16 protein-coding genes, 1 other RNA gene and 1 pseudogene are annotated in these 20180 nt (G+C 37.0%); 8 read left to right on the top strand and 10 right to left on the bottom strand.

Annotated elements, in window-relative coordinates; genetic code table 11:
• Nucleotides 1-43: 43 nt before the first annotated feature.
• From IPM14_02900 to IPM14_02915, 4 genes are all read left to right on the top strand, one after another.
• Entirely contained in the window at nucleotides 44-1888 is a 1845-nt protein-coding gene (locus IPM14_02900; GenBank protein ID MBK9097068.1) for a tetratricopeptide repeat protein, read from the top strand.
• Nucleotides 1889-3139: an ATP-dependent Clp protease ATP-binding subunit ClpX gene (gene clpX / locus IPM14_02905; protein MBK9097069.1), complete on the top strand. Its 1251-nt coding sequence runs from the start codon at nucleotides 1889-1891 to the stop codon at nucleotides 3137-3139.
• 84 nt (nucleotides 3140-3223) lie between these two features.
• A complete protein-coding gene (locus IPM14_02910) occupies nucleotides 3224-4489 on the top strand; it encodes an asparagine synthetase B (protein MBK9097070.1) in 1266 nt (421 codons plus the stop codon).
• The gene (locus IPM14_02915; protein ID MBK9097071.1) at nucleotides 4486-5142 is read left to right on the top strand and encodes a fumarylacetoacetate hydrolase family protein; all 657 of its coding nucleotides are present in this window, start codon (nucleotides 4486-4488) and stop codon (nucleotides 5140-5142) included. The genes IPM14_02910 and IPM14_02915 overlap by 4 nt, the downstream gene beginning before the upstream one ends.
• A 34-nt stretch (nucleotides 5143-5176) precedes the next feature.
• On the opposite strand, the gene ruvA is transcribed toward IPM14_02915, so the two are convergent.
• The 9 genes and pseudogenes from ruvA to IPM14_02960 all read right to left on the bottom strand — a co-directional run bounded on the left by ruvA (nucleotide 5177) and on the right by IPM14_02960 (nucleotide 13957).
• Nucleotides 5177-5758: a Holliday junction branch migration protein RuvA gene (gene ruvA / locus IPM14_02920; GenBank protein ID MBK9097072.1), complete on the bottom strand. Its 582-nt coding sequence runs from the start codon at nucleotides 5756-5758 to the stop codon at nucleotides 5177-5179.
• Complete coding sequence (gene ruvC, locus IPM14_02925) at nucleotides 5755-6294, bottom strand: crossover junction endodeoxyribonuclease RuvC (GenBank protein ID MBK9097073.1); 540 nt, start codon at nucleotides 6292-6294, stop codon at nucleotides 5755-5757. The genes ruvA and ruvC overlap by 4 nt, the downstream gene beginning before the upstream one ends.
• Before the next feature lie 24 nt (nucleotides 6295-6318).
• Nucleotides 6319-7065: a YebC/PmpR family DNA-binding transcriptional regulator gene (locus tag IPM14_02930; protein ID MBK9097074.1), complete on the bottom strand. Its 747-nt coding sequence runs from the start codon at nucleotides 7063-7065 to the stop codon at nucleotides 6319-6321.
• 13 nt (nucleotides 7066-7078) lie between these two features.
• Nucleotides 7079-8791 (bottom strand): single-stranded-DNA-specific exonuclease RecJ, encoded by a 1713-nt coding sequence (gene recJ, locus IPM14_02935; GenBank protein ID MBK9097075.1) that lies wholly within the window; start codon nucleotides 8789-8791, stop codon nucleotides 7079-7081.
• Between the two features lie 30 nt (nucleotides 8792-8821).
• An RNA gene (gene rnpB, locus IPM14_02940) (RNase P RNA component class A) lies at nucleotides 8822-9258 on the bottom strand.
• Between the two features lie 135 nt (nucleotides 9259-9393).
• A pseudogene (locus IPM14_02945) lies at nucleotides 9394-10118 on the bottom strand (hypothetical protein).
• Nucleotides 10119-10120: 2 nt separating this feature from the next.
• Nucleotides 10121-11245, bottom strand: coding sequence for a Nif3-like dinuclear metal center hexameric protein (locus IPM14_02950; protein MBK9097076.1), 1125 nt, complete (start codon nucleotides 11243-11245; stop codon nucleotides 10121-10123).
• Nucleotides 11246-11426: 181 nt separating this feature from the next.
• Nucleotides 11427-13424, bottom strand: a complete 1998-nt coding sequence (gene ispG / locus IPM14_02955; GenBank protein MBK9097077.1) for a (E)-4-hydroxy-3-methylbut-2-enyl-diphosphate synthase — start codon at nucleotides 13422-13424, stop codon at nucleotides 11427-11429.
• A gap of 11 nt (nucleotides 13425-13435) precedes the next feature.
• Nucleotides 13436-13957: a DJ-1/PfpI family protein gene (locus IPM14_02960; protein MBK9097078.1), complete on the bottom strand. Its 522-nt coding sequence runs from the start codon at nucleotides 13955-13957 to the stop codon at nucleotides 13436-13438.
• A 122-nt stretch (nucleotides 13958-14079) separates the two neighbouring features.
• On the opposite strand from IPM14_02960, the gene IPM14_02965 reads away from it, so the two are divergent.
• The 4 genes from IPM14_02965 to IPM14_02980 all read left to right on the top strand — a co-directional run bounded on the left by IPM14_02965 (nucleotide 14080) and on the right by IPM14_02980 (nucleotide 17897).
• Entirely contained in the window at nucleotides 14080-15954 is a 1875-nt protein-coding gene (locus tag IPM14_02965) for a DNA primase (protein ID MBK9097079.1), read from the top strand.
• A 69-nt stretch (nucleotides 15955-16023) separates the two neighbouring features.
• Nucleotides 16024-16215, top strand: coding sequence for a 4Fe-4S binding protein (locus tag IPM14_02970; GenBank protein MBK9097080.1), 192 nt, complete (start codon nucleotides 16024-16026; stop codon nucleotides 16213-16215).
• A 73-nt stretch (nucleotides 16216-16288) separates the two neighbouring features.
• The gene (locus IPM14_02975) at nucleotides 16289-16651 is read left to right on the top strand and encodes a four helix bundle protein (protein ID MBK9097081.1); all 363 of its coding nucleotides are present in this window, start codon (nucleotides 16289-16291) and stop codon (nucleotides 16649-16651) included.
• Nucleotides 16652-16721: 70 nt separating this feature from the next.
• Complete coding sequence (locus tag IPM14_02980) at nucleotides 16722-17897, top strand: NAD(P)/FAD-dependent oxidoreductase (GenBank protein MBK9097082.1); 1176 nt, start codon at nucleotides 16722-16724, stop codon at nucleotides 17895-17897.
• On the opposite strand, the gene IPM14_02985 is transcribed toward IPM14_02980, so the two are convergent.
• Nucleotides 17894-20179: a TonB-dependent receptor gene (locus IPM14_02985; GenBank protein MBK9097083.1), complete on the bottom strand. Its 2286-nt coding sequence runs from the start codon at nucleotides 20177-20179 to the stop codon at nucleotides 17894-17896. The two genes, IPM14_02980 and IPM14_02985, sit on opposite strands and share 4 nt — an antisense overlap.
• Between the last annotated feature and the right edge of the window lies 1 nt (nucleotide 20180).

Here is a 20180-nt window from a genome sequence, read left to right on the forward strand (position 1 = left end):
ATTGACCTTGAAAGCGGGCAATAAATTCTTATTTTGCATCAGTATGAAATTGAAAATTGCGATAATAATATTAGTATTACTTGCGGTTTCACTGCAGGCTCAGCAGCGGAACGAACAAAAGTTTTCACTTGCACAAAGCTATGAACAGATCGGGGATTACAATTCCGCAGTGAAGATTTATGAAGAATTGTATCAATCCGATCCCGCAAACTCTCAGTACATTAATGCACTTTACAGGATTTATACCCAGCTAAAAAATTATGCGGCACTTGTAAATATTCTCGATGAAAGAATAAAGCAAAGACCTGACGATATCGAAGCGTACGGAATGCTTGGCTCAACATATTACTTAATGGGAAATGAAGAAAAAGCGGTTGAAGTTTGGAACCAGCCTTTTAAATCCGGCAATGTTAATCCAGTTTTTTACAGAGTAGTAGGTAATTATGTTCTTGAAAGAAGAGCGTTCGAAATAGCAATCGACTTGTACGAAAAAGGGAAAAATACCTCGGAAGATAAACTGGTTTATTCTTTCGATCTTGCACACTTATATTCATTAACAATGCAATTTGAAAAAGCTGCGCGAGAATATTGTCTGATTCTTGCTACTCAGCCAGCACAACGTCAAGTCGTTGAAGCGAAAATTTTTGAAACTATTAACAGACCCGGCGCACTTGATGCAATGATAAAAGGAATTGAGGATTGCTCTGATAAAAATAATCTCAGCTATTCATTTATTCTTGCAAGACTATATTCAGAAAAGAAAAATTATCAGAAAGCTTACGATATTTATCAATCTATTGACGAAGCACAATCAAGCAAAGGAAAAGAACTGTACAATTTTGCGCGACAGATGTTATCTGAAAAGCAATACAAACTAGCTGCTGAAGTGTTTAAGAAAATCACAGATGATTATCCCGATTCACCAATAAATTCACAGGCTTCGCTCGGTTATGCGCGTGCGCTTGAAGCTTCGCTATTTCAGGAATATGAGAAAACCATCCCGGTATGGAAAACATATTTTCCAATCCTGAAATTTGAATCAGCTCAGACAGATGAAGTTCTAAAAGCATTTAATGCTGTCATTGATCTTTATAAACATTCAGAACCGTCTTATGAAAGTCTGCTCAGAAGTGCTGTGATAAAATTTTATCTTTTAAATGATTATGATGATGCAAAGAAACTACTCGATACGATTGTAAAAGAGGCGCCGCTGTCTAAAAATTCAGCAGATGCATATCTTGAACTAGGCAATATTGCAATCATCGAAGGCAATCTGGATGAAGCAGAAAAAGATTTCAATCATTTATTCAAATTGATGAATGCAAATGATGAACAAAAAAATAAAGCAACTTATAAACTGGCAAAAGTGAATTTTTACCAGGGAGATTTTGAAGAAGCGAAAAGGAACTTATCCAAAGTTGTAATGAATCTTAAAGATAATTCAGCCAACGACGCGCTTGAACTTCTGCTTTTATTGAACCCTCAGATGAATGATTCGTCTAATCTAGTAACTTATGCTCAGGCTGAGTTTCTAGCAGAACAGAAGAAGTTTATAGAAGCGTCAGAAATTTATAAAAAGCTGGCAGATAATAAGCAGGCATTTGTTCTTCATACTATTTCATCAATAAAATATGGCGAAATGCTCATTGCTGTCGACAATTTCACTGAAGCCATTACAGTTCTCGAAGGAGTTTCAGCCGAAGGCGAAAAAAATATTTATGCTGACAAAGCAGTATATTTGCTCGCAAAAATCAACCAGTATGGAATTAAAAATTTCAGCAAAGCGGAAGAATATTATCAGAAGCTTTTAGCTGATTATCCAAAATCAATTTATACTGATGATGCAAGAGCACAGATTTTATTATTACAGAATAAACCCGGTACATAAATGAATAAAAAACAAGGACAGAAAATTGTTAAGTGTTCTTTCTGCGGAAGAGAAGGTCATGAAGTTGGTGGTATGATCGCAGGACCTGACGTTTACATTTGCGATATCTGTATTGCAAGCAGTGTAGATATTTTGAAGAACAACCTGGCAACGTATCAAGGAACCAACAAAAAAGAAAAATATCCGCATACTCCCGAATCAATTAAGAAGCAGCTTGATGAATATGTGATAGGACAGGACAGAGCAAAGAAAGTATTATCTGTTGCCGTTTACAATCATTACAAAAGAATAAGTTTGAAATCAACATTCTTTGAGCTTGAAGATGTTGAAATTGAAAAGAGCAATATTATGCTGATCGGTCCAACGGGTGTTGGTAAAACTTTACTTGCACAGACACTCGCAAAAATTCTTGATGTTCCTTTTGCAATAGCGGATGCAACAACATTAACGGAAGCAGGCTATGTTGGTGACGATGTTGAAACAGTTCTTGTGCATTTACTTCAAGCAGCAGATTACAATCTTGATAGAGCACAAAAGGGAATTGTTTACATAGATGAAATAGATAAGATTGCCCGGAAGAGCGAAAGCACATCAATTACTCGTGACGTTTCCGGTGAAGGAGTTCAGCAAGCACTATTAAAAATACTTGAAGGAACAGTTGCGGGAGTTCCCCCAAAAGGAGGAAGAAAGCATCCAGAGCAGAGTTTGATAAATGTCAACACAAAGAATATCCTTTTCATTCTTGGCGGTGCATTTGATGGAATTGATAAGATCATCGCCGCAAGGATCAATAAAAATAAAATGGGCTTTGCCAGAGATGTAAAAGATAAAAGTGAAGAAGAAGAACTGCTCAAGTTCATTCAACCCGAAGATTTACTTAAGTACGGATTGATTCCCGAACTGATTGGAAGAATACCTGTTGTAGCACCACTTCATCATCTAAATGAAGAAGCTATGAGAAGTATTTTAACCGATCCTAAAAATGCAATTCTAAAACAGTATAAAAAATTGTTCTTGATGGAAAACGTGGAGCTTGAATTTGACAAGTTCGCTTTGAATGCAATTGTTGAAAAAGCAATGATAAAGAAAACAGGTGCTCGTGCACTTCGTTCAATAGTTGAAGATTTTATGCTGGATATTATGTATGAACTTCCTAATCGCAAGGATGTTAGTAAATGTGTGATTACGAGTGATGTCGTTGAAAAAGGTGACGAGCCAATTTTCATTAAAGCGGAGAAGAAGTCAGCTTAAAAAAATGTTTTATTGTTGCATTGTTATATTGTTTTGAGCAATAAAACAATAAAGCAATTGAGCAATTCCCAATACATTAGCACTATGAACAGAACCATTTTAAAAACAGCACTTTTCTTTTTCCTCCTGGTAACAATAATTTTTCCCCAATCCAAAATCCTCATCAACATGGATTTAAGCCAAACTGACCACTTAAAGGCTTACGGGATAACTTACCGTGCATTAACAAAAGCTTATAAAGCTGATTGGCTTCTCAACTACAAAGGAGGTTCTTTCCTTATTGATTTCAGTGAAGAGCTTGCTGCTGAATGCAGAGTGAATAATGTAGCATTTGAAACGGTTTCACTTTCTCAGGCAACCGAGATTTACTCGTTCGTGCAAAGCGAAGAGAACAATATGGATGTTGTAAGACTTGAGAAAGCTCCAAAGGTTGCGGTTTATGTTCCACCGGGATTTCAGCCGTGGGATGATGCAGTTACTCTTGCACTGGAATATGCACAGGTTCCTTATGATAAAATCTGGAATGACGAAATATTGAAAGGCGATCTGGATAATTACGATTGGCTTCATCTTCATCACGAAGATTTTACGGGTCAGTACGGAAAGTTTTATGCAAGCTTTGCAAATGCTCAATGGTACATTGATCAGCAGCTTCTATATGAACAAAATGCAAAACAGAACGGATTTAAAAAAGTATCCGAGATGATGAGAGCAGTCGCCGTTGACATAAAGAATTATGTAGGAAAAGGTGGATTTCTTTTTGCGATGTGCTCTGCGACTGATTCGTACGACATCGCACTTTCTGCAGTTGGCGTTGATATCTGTGAACAGATGTACGACGGCGATGCAGCTGATCCGAATGCACAGGACAAGTTGAATTTTGACAATACACTAGCATTTACAAACTTCAGGCTTGAGACGAACCCATACGTTTATGAATACAGCGACATTGATATTCAGCCGATTGAAGTTGGAAATTTTGAAAACGATTACTTTACTTTGTTTGAGTTCTCAGCTAAATATGATCCAGTACCGACAATGCTTACACAGTGTCACGCAAATATTATCCGCGGATTTATGGGACAGACATCAATGTTCAGAAGAAACACAATAAAAAATTCTACAACAATTCTTGCTGAAAGAAAAGGAACCGACCAGGTTAAATACATTCACGGAAATTTTGGAAGAGGAACTTTCACATTCTACGGTGGTCACGATCCTGAAGATTATCAGCATGCTGTCGGTGATCCGCCGACTGATCTCAATCTCTACAAAAATTCTCCCGGTTACAGGTTGATATTAAATAATATTCTTTTTCCTGCGGCAACAAAGAAAAAACAAAAAACATGAAAACAGCACGTGTCAAAAACTCAAAAGAAGAATTCACAATTGGTAAAATTATTTGCGTTGGCAGAAACTATGCTGAACACGCCAAAGAACTTGGCAATGAGATTCCGGAAAAGCCGGTATTGTTTCTCAAACCCGCATCTGGATTGATTTATTCCGGCGAGCAAATTATTCATCCGGATTATGGAAACGAACTTCATCACGAAGTTGAACTTGTGCTTTTAATTGGAGAGACAGTTAAAAAAGCAAGTAAAGCTCAGTCAGAAAAAGCAATCATCGGATACGGAGTCGGTCTTGATATGACCCTTCGTGATGTTCAAGATGGACTGAAGAAAAAAGGTCATCCGTGGACACTTGCAAAATGCTTTGATACTTCTGCGGCCATTTCAGATTTTGTATTGAAGAAAGATTGTCAACTAAAAGCAGATGAAAAACTTGAGTTGAAAGTAAATGGAGTCATCAAACAAAGTGATACTTTGAAAAGTATGCTTTTTAAGCCCGCAGAAATTGTTGAATATATTTCTTCAGTAATGACTCTCGAAAAGGGAGATTTGATTTTTACAGGAACACCAGCCGGTGTCAGCAGAGTAAACAGAGGGGATAGGTTAGAAGCAAAGCTTGGAGAAATTGCGATGCTTTCTTGTACGGTTATTTAGCCACGAATCCGCCAAAGGCGGACAGGTTCACGAATTATTTATTCAATTCCTTCAAAGATTTTTTTATCAATTCTTCCAGACTGCAATCCGGTAATTCAGATAATATTTTATTGACAGCTTTTTCGGATGAAGCAAGATTATAACCAAGTGTAGTTAGTGCTGCAACTGCTTCTTTTTGCAGACTTGGTTTTGCAGGCACAATTCCTTCTTCTTTGATATCTCTCACTTTATTCTTCAGCTCGAGTATTAACCTCTCGGCGGTTTTCCTTCCTATTCCCGGAACAGCAATCATTCTTTCAACATTACTTGTAATAATAGCTTGCTTCAAATCATCAGTTGAAATTCCCGATAGTAAACTTAGTGCAGATTTTGGTCCAACGCCGTTAATAGAAATCAGCAATTCAAACATTTCTTTTTCTGCTTCGGAATAGAATCCAAACAGAATAATTGCATCTTCCTTAACATTGGTGTAAATGAAAAGAGAAACGGATTCCTTCCCACTGATTCTTTCAAAAGTGTTGATTGAAATTCTTACTTCGTAGCCAACTCCGTTTACGTCAAGTAAAATTTGAGTTGGTTTTGCAGCAATTATTTTTCCTGTTAGATACCCTATCATTTTATTATCCGATCCGGATTTACCTCGATAAATTCTTTCCAGCTTTTGCTTTTTTTGAAAGTCGGTGCTTTTAATCTGAAAGCATGGCAGAGAGCAATTGCAAGAGCATCACTTTCGTCAGGTTTAAATTTAATCTTCTTTGAGTTTAAAATTGTCATCACCATATAATTTACCTGCTGCTTTGATGCAGCTCCTTTCCCAACAACTGCTTTCTTTACTTCACGCGGTGAATATTCGTTGGTCGGAACATTGTTGTGAATTGCTGCGAGTAATGAAACTCCACGTGCGTAACCGATCTTTAAAACTGATTGAACATTTTTTCCGTAGAAAGCTGTTTCAATAACAAATTCATCCGGTTTGTAAAGTTTGAGAAGTTTGTCCAGTTCATTGTAAATTATTTCAAGTTTTTGTGTAAGCGATTTGGAGGAAGGCAGTCGAATAATTCCGTGAGCAATTCTTCTGAATTTATTATTGGTGTATTCAATTAATCCGTAGCCGGTTACAATTGTTCCCGGATCAACACCGAGTATGATCATTCTTTAATTCGATAATTATTTAAATCAGGACTGCTGCTTTAGGAATTCCTCGTCAAAGTCAGCATTGGAATAAACATTCTGAACATCGTCGCAATCTTCTAGTCCTTCAATCAGCTTCATCATCTTCTCAGCATTTTCACCAGAAATACTGATGGTATTTTTCGCTATCCACTGTAGCGACGCATTATCCATCGTAAATTTTTTATCTGAGAGAGCTTTCCGTACCGGCTCAAAAGATTCCAGATCGGTTTGAATTTCAAAATATTCATCTTCAGATTTCATGTCCTCTGCACCCGAATTCAATGCGAGTTCCATTATCTCATCTTCTGATTTGCCCTGCTTTGGCAAAGAGATAATTCCTTTTTTCTCAAACATCCATGCAACCGAACCGCTTTCACCCATATTCCCGCCATGTCTGCTGAAAATATGTCTTACTTCAGCAACAGTTCTGTTTTTATTATCAGTAGCAACTTCCACAAGAATTGCAATTCCGCCAGGACCGTAACCTTCGTAGGTTAATTCGCTAATAGTTGTTCCTTCAAGTTCACCGGTAGCTTTTTTTATTGCACGATCAATATTGTCTGCCGGCATATTTGCGGCTTTTGCGTTATCGATTGCAAGCCGGAGTCTTGGATTACCATTAGGATCGCCTCCACCTTCACGTGCAGCAATGGTTAGTTCTTTAATTAATTTTGTAAAGAGTTTTCCTCTTTTTGCATCTAGCGCTCCTTTTTTTCTTCTGATGGTTGCCCACTTTGAATGCCCCGACATTGAATGATCTCCTTTAAGTTCTAGCTTTTATATCTTTTAATTTTAGTTGCGGATAAATTCTGTTTTCTCGAATTGTTTTATCTACTGAAAATACCAAATCAAACTCGTAGTTATTATTTCTAAGCAGATCAAAATGATCACCCATATTGAATCCGATAGAATCGAATATCTTATCAGTGCCGCCCTGTTTAAAGCTAGCGATCAGATGATTGTTCCCGACTATTCTGGGGAGACCTGCGACACGAACATTTTCACTTAGAAAAACCGGTCTCAGATTTCCTGGTCCGAAGGGTGCAAACTGTTCAAGAATCCGTAAAAACTTTGGTGTTATTTCTGAAAATCTGATTTTGGAATCAATTGAAATTTCTTCTGAAAGATCTTCACTTGTAATTGATGATCTTAAAACTTCATTAAGTCTTATTCTGAATTCATCAACTTTGTCAAGTTCCATTGCAAGTCCTGCTGCTGCCTGATGACCTCCAAAATGTAAAAGCAGATCGTCACATTTCTGAAGTGCTTCGTAAATATTAAACCCGTTTATACTTCTTGCAGAACCTTTTGCAATTCCATCGATTGTAGTTAGCAGTACAGAAGGTCTGTAATATTTTTCAACGAGACGTGAAGCTACAATTCCAATTACACCCGGATGCCAGTTTTCATTATGCAAAACGATGGCGAGTTCCTCATCGAGATCAATTTCCGACTCAACAATTTCCTTTGCTGCTTCAAAAGTATCGACGTCAATTTTTCTTCTTTCATAATTTTCGGTCTCAAGCACTTCAGCAAGTTTCAGTGCTTCTTTTTTGTTGGTTGCAACAAGTAGATTTACTGCCCGTTCGGCATCGCCTAATCGTCCTACTGCATTTATTCTTGGTGCAACAGTAAAAACTATTTGGCCGGATGATAATTGACCAGGTTGAAGTCGGCTCATTTCAATAAGTGCTTCAATTCCGGGACGAGGATTGGCATTAACTTGATTTAAACCTTCATTCACAAGAATTCTGTTTTCATCAACAAGAGGAACGATGTCTGCTGCACCAGCTAGTGCAACAAGATCAAGATACTTTAAAGGAAGTCCGCGTTTACCAATTCTTTCACACAAACCTTGTGCAAGTTTAAAAGCAACTCCAGCTCCCGAGAGATATTTGAATGGATAATTACATCCGGGTTTTAAAGGATCAAGAACTGCAAATGCTTTTGGAATCTCATCCTTTGGTTGGTGATGATCACATATAATAACATCGATTCCAAGCTGATTTGCATAATCTGTTTCAACGATTGCTGTGATTCCACAATCAACAGCAATCATCAGCTGCGTTCCTTTTTCTTTAACACTATCTATTGCAGATGTAGAGAGTCCATAACCTTCTTCAAGTCTTCGGGGAATGTAAAACTCAACATTGGCATCAAGTTCCTTTAAAAACATATAGAGCAACGCAGTAGCACATGTGCCATCAACATCATAATCGCCGTAAATGCAAATTTTTTGATTTTCTGTGAGTGCGGTAATAACACGAGTAGTTGCTGATTCCATTTGATCCATGAGGAAAGGATCGTAGAGCGATTCAATTGAAGGACGGAAAAATTGCTTTGCCTGGCCAAAGGTTTTTATATCCCTCAAAACCAACAGTCTTGCCAGAATGGGGGAGATGTTTAGTGAATCTGTAAGCCTTTGCATAGAAAGCTCATCAGACACATCTTTTATTTTCCAGTGTTTTCGTCCCATAGGAATTTTCAATCTTCTGAAAGAACAAATAAAAAGTTCAATCCTGTAAGCCGAGTTCTGTATCCAGCAGTAGCCAGATGGCAATCATTTATCTTGTTCTGCCATTACTGACAGAATCCAGCGATCTACCCGAAGATCTGCGAAGCGAACAACCCCGCTTTTCCAGCAATAACCGGAAAAACGATCTCCCTATTTGATCTTGCTTCGGGTGTGGTTTACCATGCCTCCAATATTACTATTGGAGCGGTGGGCTCTTACCCCGCCTTTTCACCTTTACCCCGTGAGATAATCTTTACAAAATTTTACTCAACTATGAGATTATGATCTCACAGGGAAGTTTGTTTTCTGTGGCACTGTCAATATTCCGTAAAACGGAACTCCGGGCGTTACCCGGCACCCTGTTCTATGAAGCTCGGACTTTCCTCTCACAATAATTATTTAATGTGAGCGATTGCCCGGATTGAACTATTCTATTTTTCTTCAAAACTTTTTTAGACAATTTAAGAATCCGAAAAAATTAACGAACCCTTATTATTAATTAACTGAGACAAATATACAAAATTGATTTTCCGAAATCAGCAAATAACGTTCGGAAATCTGAATTATTTAGCGGCATCTTCAGCGATTTCAGAAGAAACCAGAATGCGTCCGCAATATTCACAAAAGAAAAGCTTGTTATTTCTTCGGATTTCAAGCTGCCTTTGAGAAGGCACAATATTATGACAACCGGAACAAGCCGATCGCTTTATTGTTGCAACAGCCATTCCTTTTTTTGCTTTTCGAATTCTCACATATGAAGATAGATCGTTTTTCTTTACTTGGGCTTCAATCTTTTTCTCTCTTCAAGAAGCTTTGATTCTTCCCGTTCGTTAGCTTTTACTATGTCCTTCAGGTCAGCCTCTTTTTCCTTCAGTTCCTTTTTTAGCTCGTCAACCTTTGGTGTGATTTCCTCAATCTCAAGAGTCAGAACTTTGCTTCTATCAGCAAGAGAATTGTTCTCGGATTCAAGCTTATTTATTTGTTCTTCGGTATGATCAATTTCTTTGGTAAGTGCATCGTATTCTTTGTTATTTCTTACCTGATATAGTTGAGCTTTAAATTTTTTCTGATTCTCTTTCAGTTTTTCAATTTCGTTTTCGTTCTCATCTCTTTTTACGATAGAGTCTTTCTGTTCTTTCTCTTTTGTTTCGATATCAGAAACGAAATCAGCAATTTTTTCTTCAAGCTCTCTTACCATGTTTGGAAGATCACCACGAAGATCTTCAAGCTCATCGAGTTGATTATCAATCTGCTGCAGCTTATAAAGCACTTTTAGTCTGTCGTACAATGTTAATTAGCTCCTGTATTGTTAAAAAAAACTATTGGGTTCGTCGAACCTTTAAACTTTAAAACTTTTATTTTTCTTTCTTCATTTAAAAAAGAATCTAATCTTCTTTTAATTTCATCAAGTATCGGCACTTCTGTTTCATAATGCCCGGCATCGATTAATAATATTTTACCCTCAGCATCATGGAAAGTATGGTACTTCAAATCTGCTGTGATAAAAGCATCGGCATTCTGCTTAATAGCTTCATCAAGCAATTCGCCGCAAGAACCGCCGCACACAGCCACTTTTTTAATTGATTGAGTCTTTCCTGTTGCGTAACGTAAACCGTTTGTTTTTAATTTGGAAGAAACAAATTTTAAAAAATCATTTGACTTTATTGGCGTAGTCAAATCCCCGATCGCACCGATTCCATAGTTAATGTTATCATTCTTTAAAGGATAAACATCGTATGCAACTTCTTCGTACGGATGCTCTTTTTTCATAGAATTAATCACTTGGGAAAGTTTCCATTCATCCACTGAGACTTCCAGCTTTACCTCATCGACAGATTCTGTGCTTCCTCTTTTACCGACAGATGGATTACTCAGCTCCGAGCCTTTAAATGTTCCGGTACCAATAGTTCGGAAACTGCAATGAGAGTATTCACCGATTATTCCAGCGCCAGCCTGATGCATTGCATCCGCAACATTATTAATATGAGTTAATGGCACGAACACACAAAGTTTAAATTGATTTTCCTTGAGGTTTTTTAAGAAGTTTATATTTTTTAAATCAAGTCTCCTGGCAAGTTGATAACTAACACCGTGTTTTGTAAAATCAAGATTTGTATGTGCTGAGTATAATGTGATATTGTTTTTTATCATCAGCTCAATAAGTTTAGCATTTTTACTTCCAGAGAAATCAAGATTTTTAAGAGGATGATAAAGCAGCGGATGGTGTGAAATGACAAAGTTACAGTTTTCTTTTATTGCGTACTTGATTGCCTCATCATTAATATCAAGACTAAGTAAAATATTTTTAACCTTATGATTAGGATTACCAACCTGTAGTCCAACATTATCTTTTTCCCAGGCAATTCCTTTTGGCGCCCAATCTTCCAGATATTTAATTATCTCTTTTCCGGTCATTTCAAAAAAAAATGCACTTCTCTGTTTGAAGTGCATTTCGTTAATTTTTTTATACCCCCGGGATTTTATTATCCCTTATTTCGGCAATATCAAGGTATTTTAAGTTTGTCTTTCTTATTAGTATCATTTTAAGTGTCAAAATATAGTAGAAAAAGTTTGAAGTAACAACCTGCGAAAATCGTCAGTAAACACCATCTTTCACAGGTTCTAACCAGTTTCCATCCTCTTTAATTAATCCAATCAGTTCATCAACCGCTTGAGAAGAAGGGACACTTCTTTTAATTATATCCTTTCCTCTGTAAAGAGTTATTTTATCCACACCGGAACCTACATACCCATAATCAGCATCAGCCATTTCTCCGGGACCATTTACTATGCAGCCCATTATCGCGATCTTAACGCCTTTCAGATGTTCGGTGCGTTTTCTTATCATCTCTGTTGTGTCCTGCAAGTCAAATAATGTTCTACCGCAGGATGGACAAGCGATGTATTCTGTTTTCGAAATTCTAGTTCTTGTTGCCTGTAGAATTCCGAAAAGAGTTCGATTAATAAATTTTTCTTGTGATTCTTTTACAAATGTACGTTTGATTCGATTTTCAATTTCAGATTTTTCTTTGTCAGCAGTAAGCCAAACTCCATCTCCAAAACCATCAATCAACAATCCGCCAAAATCAGTTGAGGAATAAAGCCGTACTTCATCAAGTGAAATATTATCGTAATCTCTTTTAACAATAACTGGATTTTTAATCCCTCGATTGATCAACTCAAAGAAAAATCTTCTTTGTTCTGCCATTCCGTGTTCGTTATCAGTTTCGATAACAAGTATAAGTTTCCTGTCGTTTCTAATTTTCTCTGTAATTTCATCACTGAGTTCATTTAATTTCAACTTTAAAAAGTTAATTTGATCCGACAGTGTTTCATTCTTCAGATATTCATCTTTTGTCAAAATCGGAAATCTCAATTTTTTTGAATCAAGTTTTTGCCAAGCGTTATAGTTAATAATCAGTTTCAGATTTTCCGGCAGTTCAAATTTGATATTTTGTTTGCCAAGATAAATTATATCTGCTGCAGCATCTGCAAGATACCACTTGTCAGATGGCTCATCGTACTTGTAGCCAATATCTACCAATTCCTTTTGATTAGAAATTTCTATTGAGCTGTAATCAGCGATGACAACGGGTACGTTACTGCCTCCGATTCCCATAACTTCAAAGGATTCTCTTCTTTTATAAGTAACCGGATCGATGGGAATTTCAGATACAGGAACGATTAATTTATGATCTGCTCTGTTCTTGTATCGATTAGCTAAAGAAATTGCAACCGGAGCTTCATATTCAGGATCTTCAGTCAGCGAAACTCTGATAGTATCTCCAATTCCATCTTCAAGAAGAGCACCTATTCCAACAGCAGATTTGATTCTTCCATCTTCACCGCCACCAGCTTCTGTAACTCCGAGATGAATTGGATAATTCATTTCTTCTTCTTCCATCTTCTGTATCAACAATCTGTAAGCTTGAACCATAACTTGCGGATTGCTTGCTTTCATTGACAAAACAATGCTGTGATAATTAAGATCTTCGCAAATTCTTACAAACTCTAATGCAGACTCAACCATGCCGAGCGGTGTGTCGCCAAAGCGATTCATTATTCTGTCTGAAAGTGAACCGTGGTTTGTTCCGATTCTCATCGCTGTCCCATATTCTTTACAAACTTTTACAAGCGGAGTGAACCTTTCTCTTATTCTTTCAAGCTCTTCCTGGTATTCCTGATCGGTGTATTCAAATTGCTCAAATTTTTTCTTGTCAACATAATTTCCAGGGTTTACTCTGACTTTCTCAACAATCCTTGCGGCAAGTTCAGCTGCATTTGGTGTAAAATGAATATCTGCAATCAATGGAACTTTATACCCTCTTGCGCGTAATTCCTTTTTTATGTTCTCGAGATTTTTTGCTTCGTTAATGCTTGGTGCAGTTATCCGGACGTATTCACATCCTGCTTCAACCATTCTGATAGTTTGTTCAACGGTTGCAATTGTATTCATAGTGTCTGTTATTGTCATAGATTGAATACGAATAGGATTATTTCCACCGAGCGGAACGTCTCCGATTTTCACTTCACGGGTTTTATATCGGGAGTATTCAGTCAAACTGTTACAGTATTTTTTTATTGTCTCAGACATATTCCTAAAAATTATTTTGTAAGATGTAGAACAGCTTCAGCAAATTGCAGAGCTGAACGTGCATCATTTGCGGTAACTATATTTCCATCAATAACTACATTCTTATCCTGATAATCAATTCCAGCATTAATTAGTTCCATTTTGTCTTCTGCAAAACAAGTTGCCTTTTTATTTTGAAGAATGCCTGCTTTTGCCAGAGTAATTGGCGATGAGCAGATTGCAGCAACAACTTTTTTTGCCTCAAAGAACTTTTTTATGATTTTGTGTAGTGTTTCATTTTTCCAGTAAGCTTTGCTTCCCGACCCACCAATCAAAATAAATGATTCGAAATTATTCACATTCACATTATAAAAACTTGTATCTGATTTAACCTTCATTCCTTTGCTGCCAGCACAAGCAAAATGATCATCAGAAGTAATAAAAATATTATTGCCGGATTTCAATAATCTTCTCTTTACAGTAATGTATTCTTCCTCATTAAAATCTTTTTTAGGAAGGAAAACCAGGAAACTATTTTTAGCGGGATTTATCATTCTTCAATTCAAATTTGCTTACAAATATATGAAATATGATTCGCTGTGAAAAAGTTAGTATAGTATACTTCACAAATGATAAAAATAACGATTATATTTACGATTGAATTGATTAAACAAATATGCGAATACCCGAATCGAAAATAGAAGAAATTCGAAACTCAGTTGATATTGTTGATGTGATATCACAGCAGGTTCAACTGCGTAAACGGGGTAAGAATTTTATCGGACTTTGTCCGTTCCATTCAGAAAAAACTCCTTCATTTACAGTTAGTGAAGAGAAACAGATATTTCATTGTTTTGGGTGTCACACTGGCGGGAATGTTTTCAAGTTTTTAACCGAATTTCATAAAATTTCTTTTGTTGAAGCCGTGCAGGAACTTGCGGAGCAGCAGGGAATTACGATTGAATTTGATAAGCAGGAATTCACTGAGCAGCAATCCGAGCAGGAAGTTCTTTATGATATCAACACAGAAGCAGCAAGATATTTTCTGAATAATCTTTTAAATGATGCCGAGGGAGAAGTTGCACGAAAGTATCTTCACGATAGAAACATAAAAACACAAACACTCCGAACATTTGGTTTGGGTTACACTTTGCGGGGATGGGAAAATTTTATCAACTATGCTAGGAGCAGAAATTTAAATATTGATAAATGCATTCAACTTGGATTGATTGGAAAAAATTCGGAAGGAAAGTTGTTTGATAAACTTCCTGGAAGATTAATCTTTCCGATTTTCTCACCAAATGGAAGAGTAGTCGCGTTTGCAGGCAGAGTTCTCGATCCGAAAGATACAGGTGCAAAATATATAAACTCACCCGAGTCACTCATCTATATTAAAGGAAGAATTCTTTACGGACTTTCATTCGCAAAAGATGATATTCGAAGACTTGACAAAGCGATTATTGTTGAAGGCTATATGGATTTGATTTCACTTTATCAAAGTGGAATTAAAAACGTTGTTGCTGTTTCAGGAACTGCATTGACAGATGATCAGGTCCAGCTATTATCACGATACACAAAAAATGTTGTTCTTCTTTTTGATGCTGACGTTGCCGGAATAAAAGCTTCTATGAGAAGCATCGAAATATTACTTAAGCGTGATATGGAAATAAAGATTGTCTCGCTGCCGAAAGGAGAAGACCCTGATTCATTCGTGAATAAATTCGGCAAAGAAGAATTTGAAGAACTGGTTAAGCAAGCGGAAAACTTTTTAGAATATGAAACAAAGTATTATGAATCACTCGGTAAGTTTGAAGATGCTTCAACAGCAGCAGAAGCAATTCGAGATTTAGTAAAGCCGGTTGCATTGATCGACGATGAACTAAAAAGAAATCTGCTGATTAGAAATATTGCCAAAAAGTTTAATCTGCGGGAAAAGCTTCTCGAATCGGAACTTGATAAACAAATTAAGCAGGTAAAGCGGTTCGAGAAAACTGATGTGAGGGTAATACAGCAAAGAAAATTCGAAGAAACTACTACAACATTTATCGATGCGACAACTGAGATATCACCCGTTATTTACAATCTGGAAAAAGAAATTCTGAAGTTATTATTCGAGGCGGAGAAACCAGTCGCAGAACTTGTTTTTGCTTACTTGCAACCGGAAGATTTCAGCGGTTCAATCAATCGAGAATTATTTGAATTGGTAAAAGGTGAATTTGAGAACGACTCTAATTTTACAACAAGCGACCTGGTTAGTGTGCTTAAAGACGAGAAGAAAGAGGTGTATGTTCGTGAACTTACTTTTGATAAATATTCGGTCAGCAGCAGCTGGGAAGATAGATTCCCAAGTATCACAACCGAAATGACTTTAATGAAATATGCAAAAGACACTGTGATGAAATTTGTAATTGAAAGAATCGAAAAACGGATTCAATCCAATCGCAGAGAGATTGAGCTGACAGAAGATGAATCGAAATTATTAGAGCTGATGAAAAGTAATAACGAGCTTGAAAGAGAAAAAAAGAGAATTAGAGAAGAGTTGAGCAATTGACAATCATTCTACATTATAAATTTTCCATTCTGAATTAATATGTATCGTCAGGCAAAAACAGGCAAGCTAATGATTGAAATACTTCCGGATAAGTGTGACTTTTGCGGCTGTTGTGTCGGCGTTTGTCCTGAAGATGCAATTGAACTTAAGGAAGCAGAGATTTTTATCATTGATCCAAGATGTACTAACTGTGCTAAGTGTGTTTGGTCCTGTCCGATTGAGGTAATCAAGTTTAATAAAGAAGGTGTGGTGGTGAAATGAGTTTTCATTTTAAGCTGGAGGTCTGCAGTCTTCAGTCAGCAGTCTACAAGACAGATTAATTTAGAGTATCGGGATGAGCACGTTCAGAGACTTAAAGGTTTATCAAAAAGCATTCAAACTGGCAATGGATATTTTTGAATTGACTAAATCGTATCCTGATGAAGAAAAATTTGGCTTAATAATTCAAATAAGAAAGTCATCGCGAAGTGTCTGTTCTTCGATAGCCGAAGGATACAGAAAGCGAAAGTATCCGGCTCACTTCGTATCAAAAATGACTGATGCGGATATGGAAAACTCAGAGACACAAGTATGGTTGGATTTTTCATTAAGCTGCAAGTACATCGATAAGATTAAATACAAAAATTTCATCGAAAGATCTGAGGAAATAGGTAGAATGTTGAATCATATGATCGAAAATCCCGAAAAATATTTATAAAGATTTGCAGACTGTAAATTGAAGACTGTAGACTCTAAAGTTAAAATGATAATCAGCATGACAGAAAAAAATGAGTAAAATGAAAAAAGAATACGACATAATAGTAGTTGGTGCTGGACCTGCCGGATCAATGGCTGCACGGTTTGCTGCTGAGCAGGGAGTTTCAGTTTTAATGCTGGAAAAGGACAGAGATGTTGGTTATCCTGTCCGATGCGGTGAAGCAATTAGTAAAGTAGGTGTTGAAGAATTTATTCCTTCCGATGATAAATGGATTGCAACAAAGATAAGTAAATTTTCATTCAACGCTCCCGATGGCACAGAAGTAATTCTTGATTTTGGTGAAGCAGGTTACGTTCTTGAGCGCCGAATATTTGACTACGAACTTGCGCGAACTGCTGCTGATGCAGGAGTTGAAATTCTCACGCGTGCTTATGTTAATAATTTGTTGTTTGATGATGGTAAAGTAGTCGGAGTTAAATATGAGTTTCATGGAGAACAAAAAGAAGTAAAAGCGAAAGTTGTAATTGCTGCTGATGGAGTTGAATCACGTGTTGGTCGTTGGGCAGGACTTGAAACTCATATTGATTTTCGTGATATGGAAAGCGCTGTTCAAATTACTGCTGCTAATATTCCTGTAGATCAAAACACACTTTATTTTTATTTCGGGAAGGATGTTGCGCCAAACGGATACTTCTGGGTTTTTCCAAAAGGACACAACAAAGCAAACATTGGTCTCGGAGTGAGTGGAATTATCGGAAAGAAAAAATCCGCACAATCTTTTCTCGATGACTTTATGAACAAGCATTATCCGAATGCACCGGTGTTAACTAAAATTGCCGGTGGAGTTCCTTGTGCAATCACACTAAAAAAAATTTCTGCACCGGGAATAATGCTTGTTGGAGATGCAGCACGACAGGTTAATCCTTTAAGCGGTGGAGGAATTGCTTCGGGAATGATCGGCGGAAAAATTGCAGGGACCATTGCCGCTGAAGCAATCAAAATGAACAAGCTCGAACATATCTTAAATTACGACAAAGCATGGGCAGATAGACTCGGTAAACGACACGAGACCTTCAACAGAATTAAAGAAGGCATATACAATTTTTCAGATGAAAAGTTTAACAACATTGCACATGCCTTCAACAAAGTTCCTTATGAGAAGAGAACCCTCGGAAGATTATTTACAACTGCACTTATTAACCAACCTTCGCTTTTGGTAGATATTGCAAAAGTTTTTGTAATCTAAAACATTGCACTTATACCAACAGAGGGAAGTATTCCAATCGTTTCATTAAACTCAGGTTCTTGTGTTCGCTGATCCCATCTGATTCCGGTAATGTTTTTTCTATTGTAAATATTCTGAATATCAACATAAGTAATTAAAGTCCATCCGGTAAAGAACCATCGTTTATCAACACGCACATCAAGACTATGATTCACAGGAAAGCGTAAAGTATTTATCTGATCGACGCTCTGTGTTCCATTTGAATTGTAAGGTGTGTAAGGCTTGCCGGTTGAGTAACGGAATTTGGTTGCAACTTCCCACTCTTCATTTATTTTGTAGCCACCGCTAATGTTAAATATCCATGTCTGGTCGTAACTTCCTATTCTCTCCACGTTGTCCAGTGCAGTGAAATTAGCCTCACTGTAAGTTAGACTGAGAATTCCGTAATAAGGAGTTTCCGAAAGTTTTTTCTGAAGCGATACTTCAAATCCTTTTGCAAGGCCGGTTCCTTCTGAGTTTAAAGGATCTAATCCGAATGAAGCAAAGTTTTCATCGGAACCTGCAAATCCTGCACCTGTGTTAGCCATAATCAGATAAGTTCTCCGGAGACTTGTTGGATAATCAAAGTAATCTTTCAGAAATCCTTCAACTCTGAATAATGCATCAGCAGAAAAATATTGATCAACTCCAAGGACATATTGATTAACACGAATGTTTTTTAATTCGAGATTCATTTCATTTCCAACAAGCCAGATGTAAGAAGGTGATTGATGATAAACACCTGTGCTGAACGTAAACGAGGTTATGTCAGTCAATCTGTAAGAAGCAGAAAAACGCGGACTGAAAAATGTTTTTGCAGTTGTAGTGGGACTGAAATAATCAGCACGCACTCCAAGATTTAAGTTTAATCTGTCAATCAACAAGAAATTTAAATTTGTATAAGCCGCGAACTTGCTGTAATTCTCATTTGCATTTATGCTCGTTGTCGGAATACTGTCCCCGAAAGTACTTACAAACTCAGGAACAAAAACATCTGCTTCAAAATTGATGAGCTTTCCTGAAATACCAGCATTTACTTCTGTAATTTTTGAAAGCTTGTAAATGAGATCAGCCTTTAAAGTGTTTTCTTTTTCTAATGAGTTGTTAGTGAATATCGGATTCAGAAGTGAATCGCTTTGCTGAGTGTTATAATCAACATAATTTCTATTCAAAGTAAGATTCAAAAAACCATCTGTGAACAAATGGCGATAAGATAATCCTGTTGCATATTGTGTTTGGTCGCTTCCAAGTATTCTCGAGTTATCGTATCTCTGATCTTCTGTGTCATTAAAATATTTTACATTATCGAAAGCTGAGATTAGTAAAAACGAAATTGAATTTCTGTTATCTATCGTCCAGTCAAATTTTGCAAAGCCATCGTAGTATTCAGGAACGAATGAGAAATCTGCTGCTTTGAATATAAAATCAAGATAACTTCTTCTTGCGGAAAAGATGAAGGTCGAGTTTTGAGTTACGGGTCCTTCCAAATCAAGTCCGAATTGAGTTGCCGAGATAGTTCCTTTCCCACCAATTTTATCTTTTCTTCCCTCACGAAAGTCAATGGTGAGAACAGATGAAAGTTTATCTCCATTCAAAACTGAAAATCCACCTGTTGAAAAAGTTGTAGCATCTACAAAATCAAGATTAATATAACTGAGCGGACCTCCTGTTGCACCCTGTGTTCCGAAGTGATTAATATTCTGAACGGGAATTCCCTCTATTAAATATAAATTTTCTGAAGGACCACCGCCGCGGACAATTAAATCATTTCTTCCCGGATCAGCTTGTGCTACACCGGGTAAAATTGAAACTGCTCTCACCACATCCTCAAATCCTCCGGCACTTCTTCTTATTTCCTCATTGCTGAAACCTTTAATACTTCCGACTTCAATTGGGTTTCTAATAAAATAATCACTTTGAACAACTACTCCTTCCAGTTCAATTGTCGTAACTGTAAGTTCGAAGTTAACGATTGCAGGTCTACCAGGCATAACACTGATGTCAGTTTTTGTAACGCTGTTGTAGCCGATAACTGAGGCCCGAACCTGATAAGTATTTGGCGGAATGTTGTTTATAACAAATTCACCTTGTGCATTAGTAGCAGCACCCAGGTCAGTTCCCAGAATAATTATATTAGCACCGATTAAAGGCTCATTGGAAGTTTTATCAATCACTTTTCCATACATAGAGCCGGTTAATTCCTGTGCAAATGTTGTTATTGCCGAAATTAAAAGGATAATAATGGTTAAAAATTGGTATTTCATA

Source organism: bacterium, from assembly GCA_016716565.1.
GTDB lineage: Bacteria > Bacteroidota > Ignavibacteria > Ignavibacteriales > Ignavibacteriaceae > IGN2.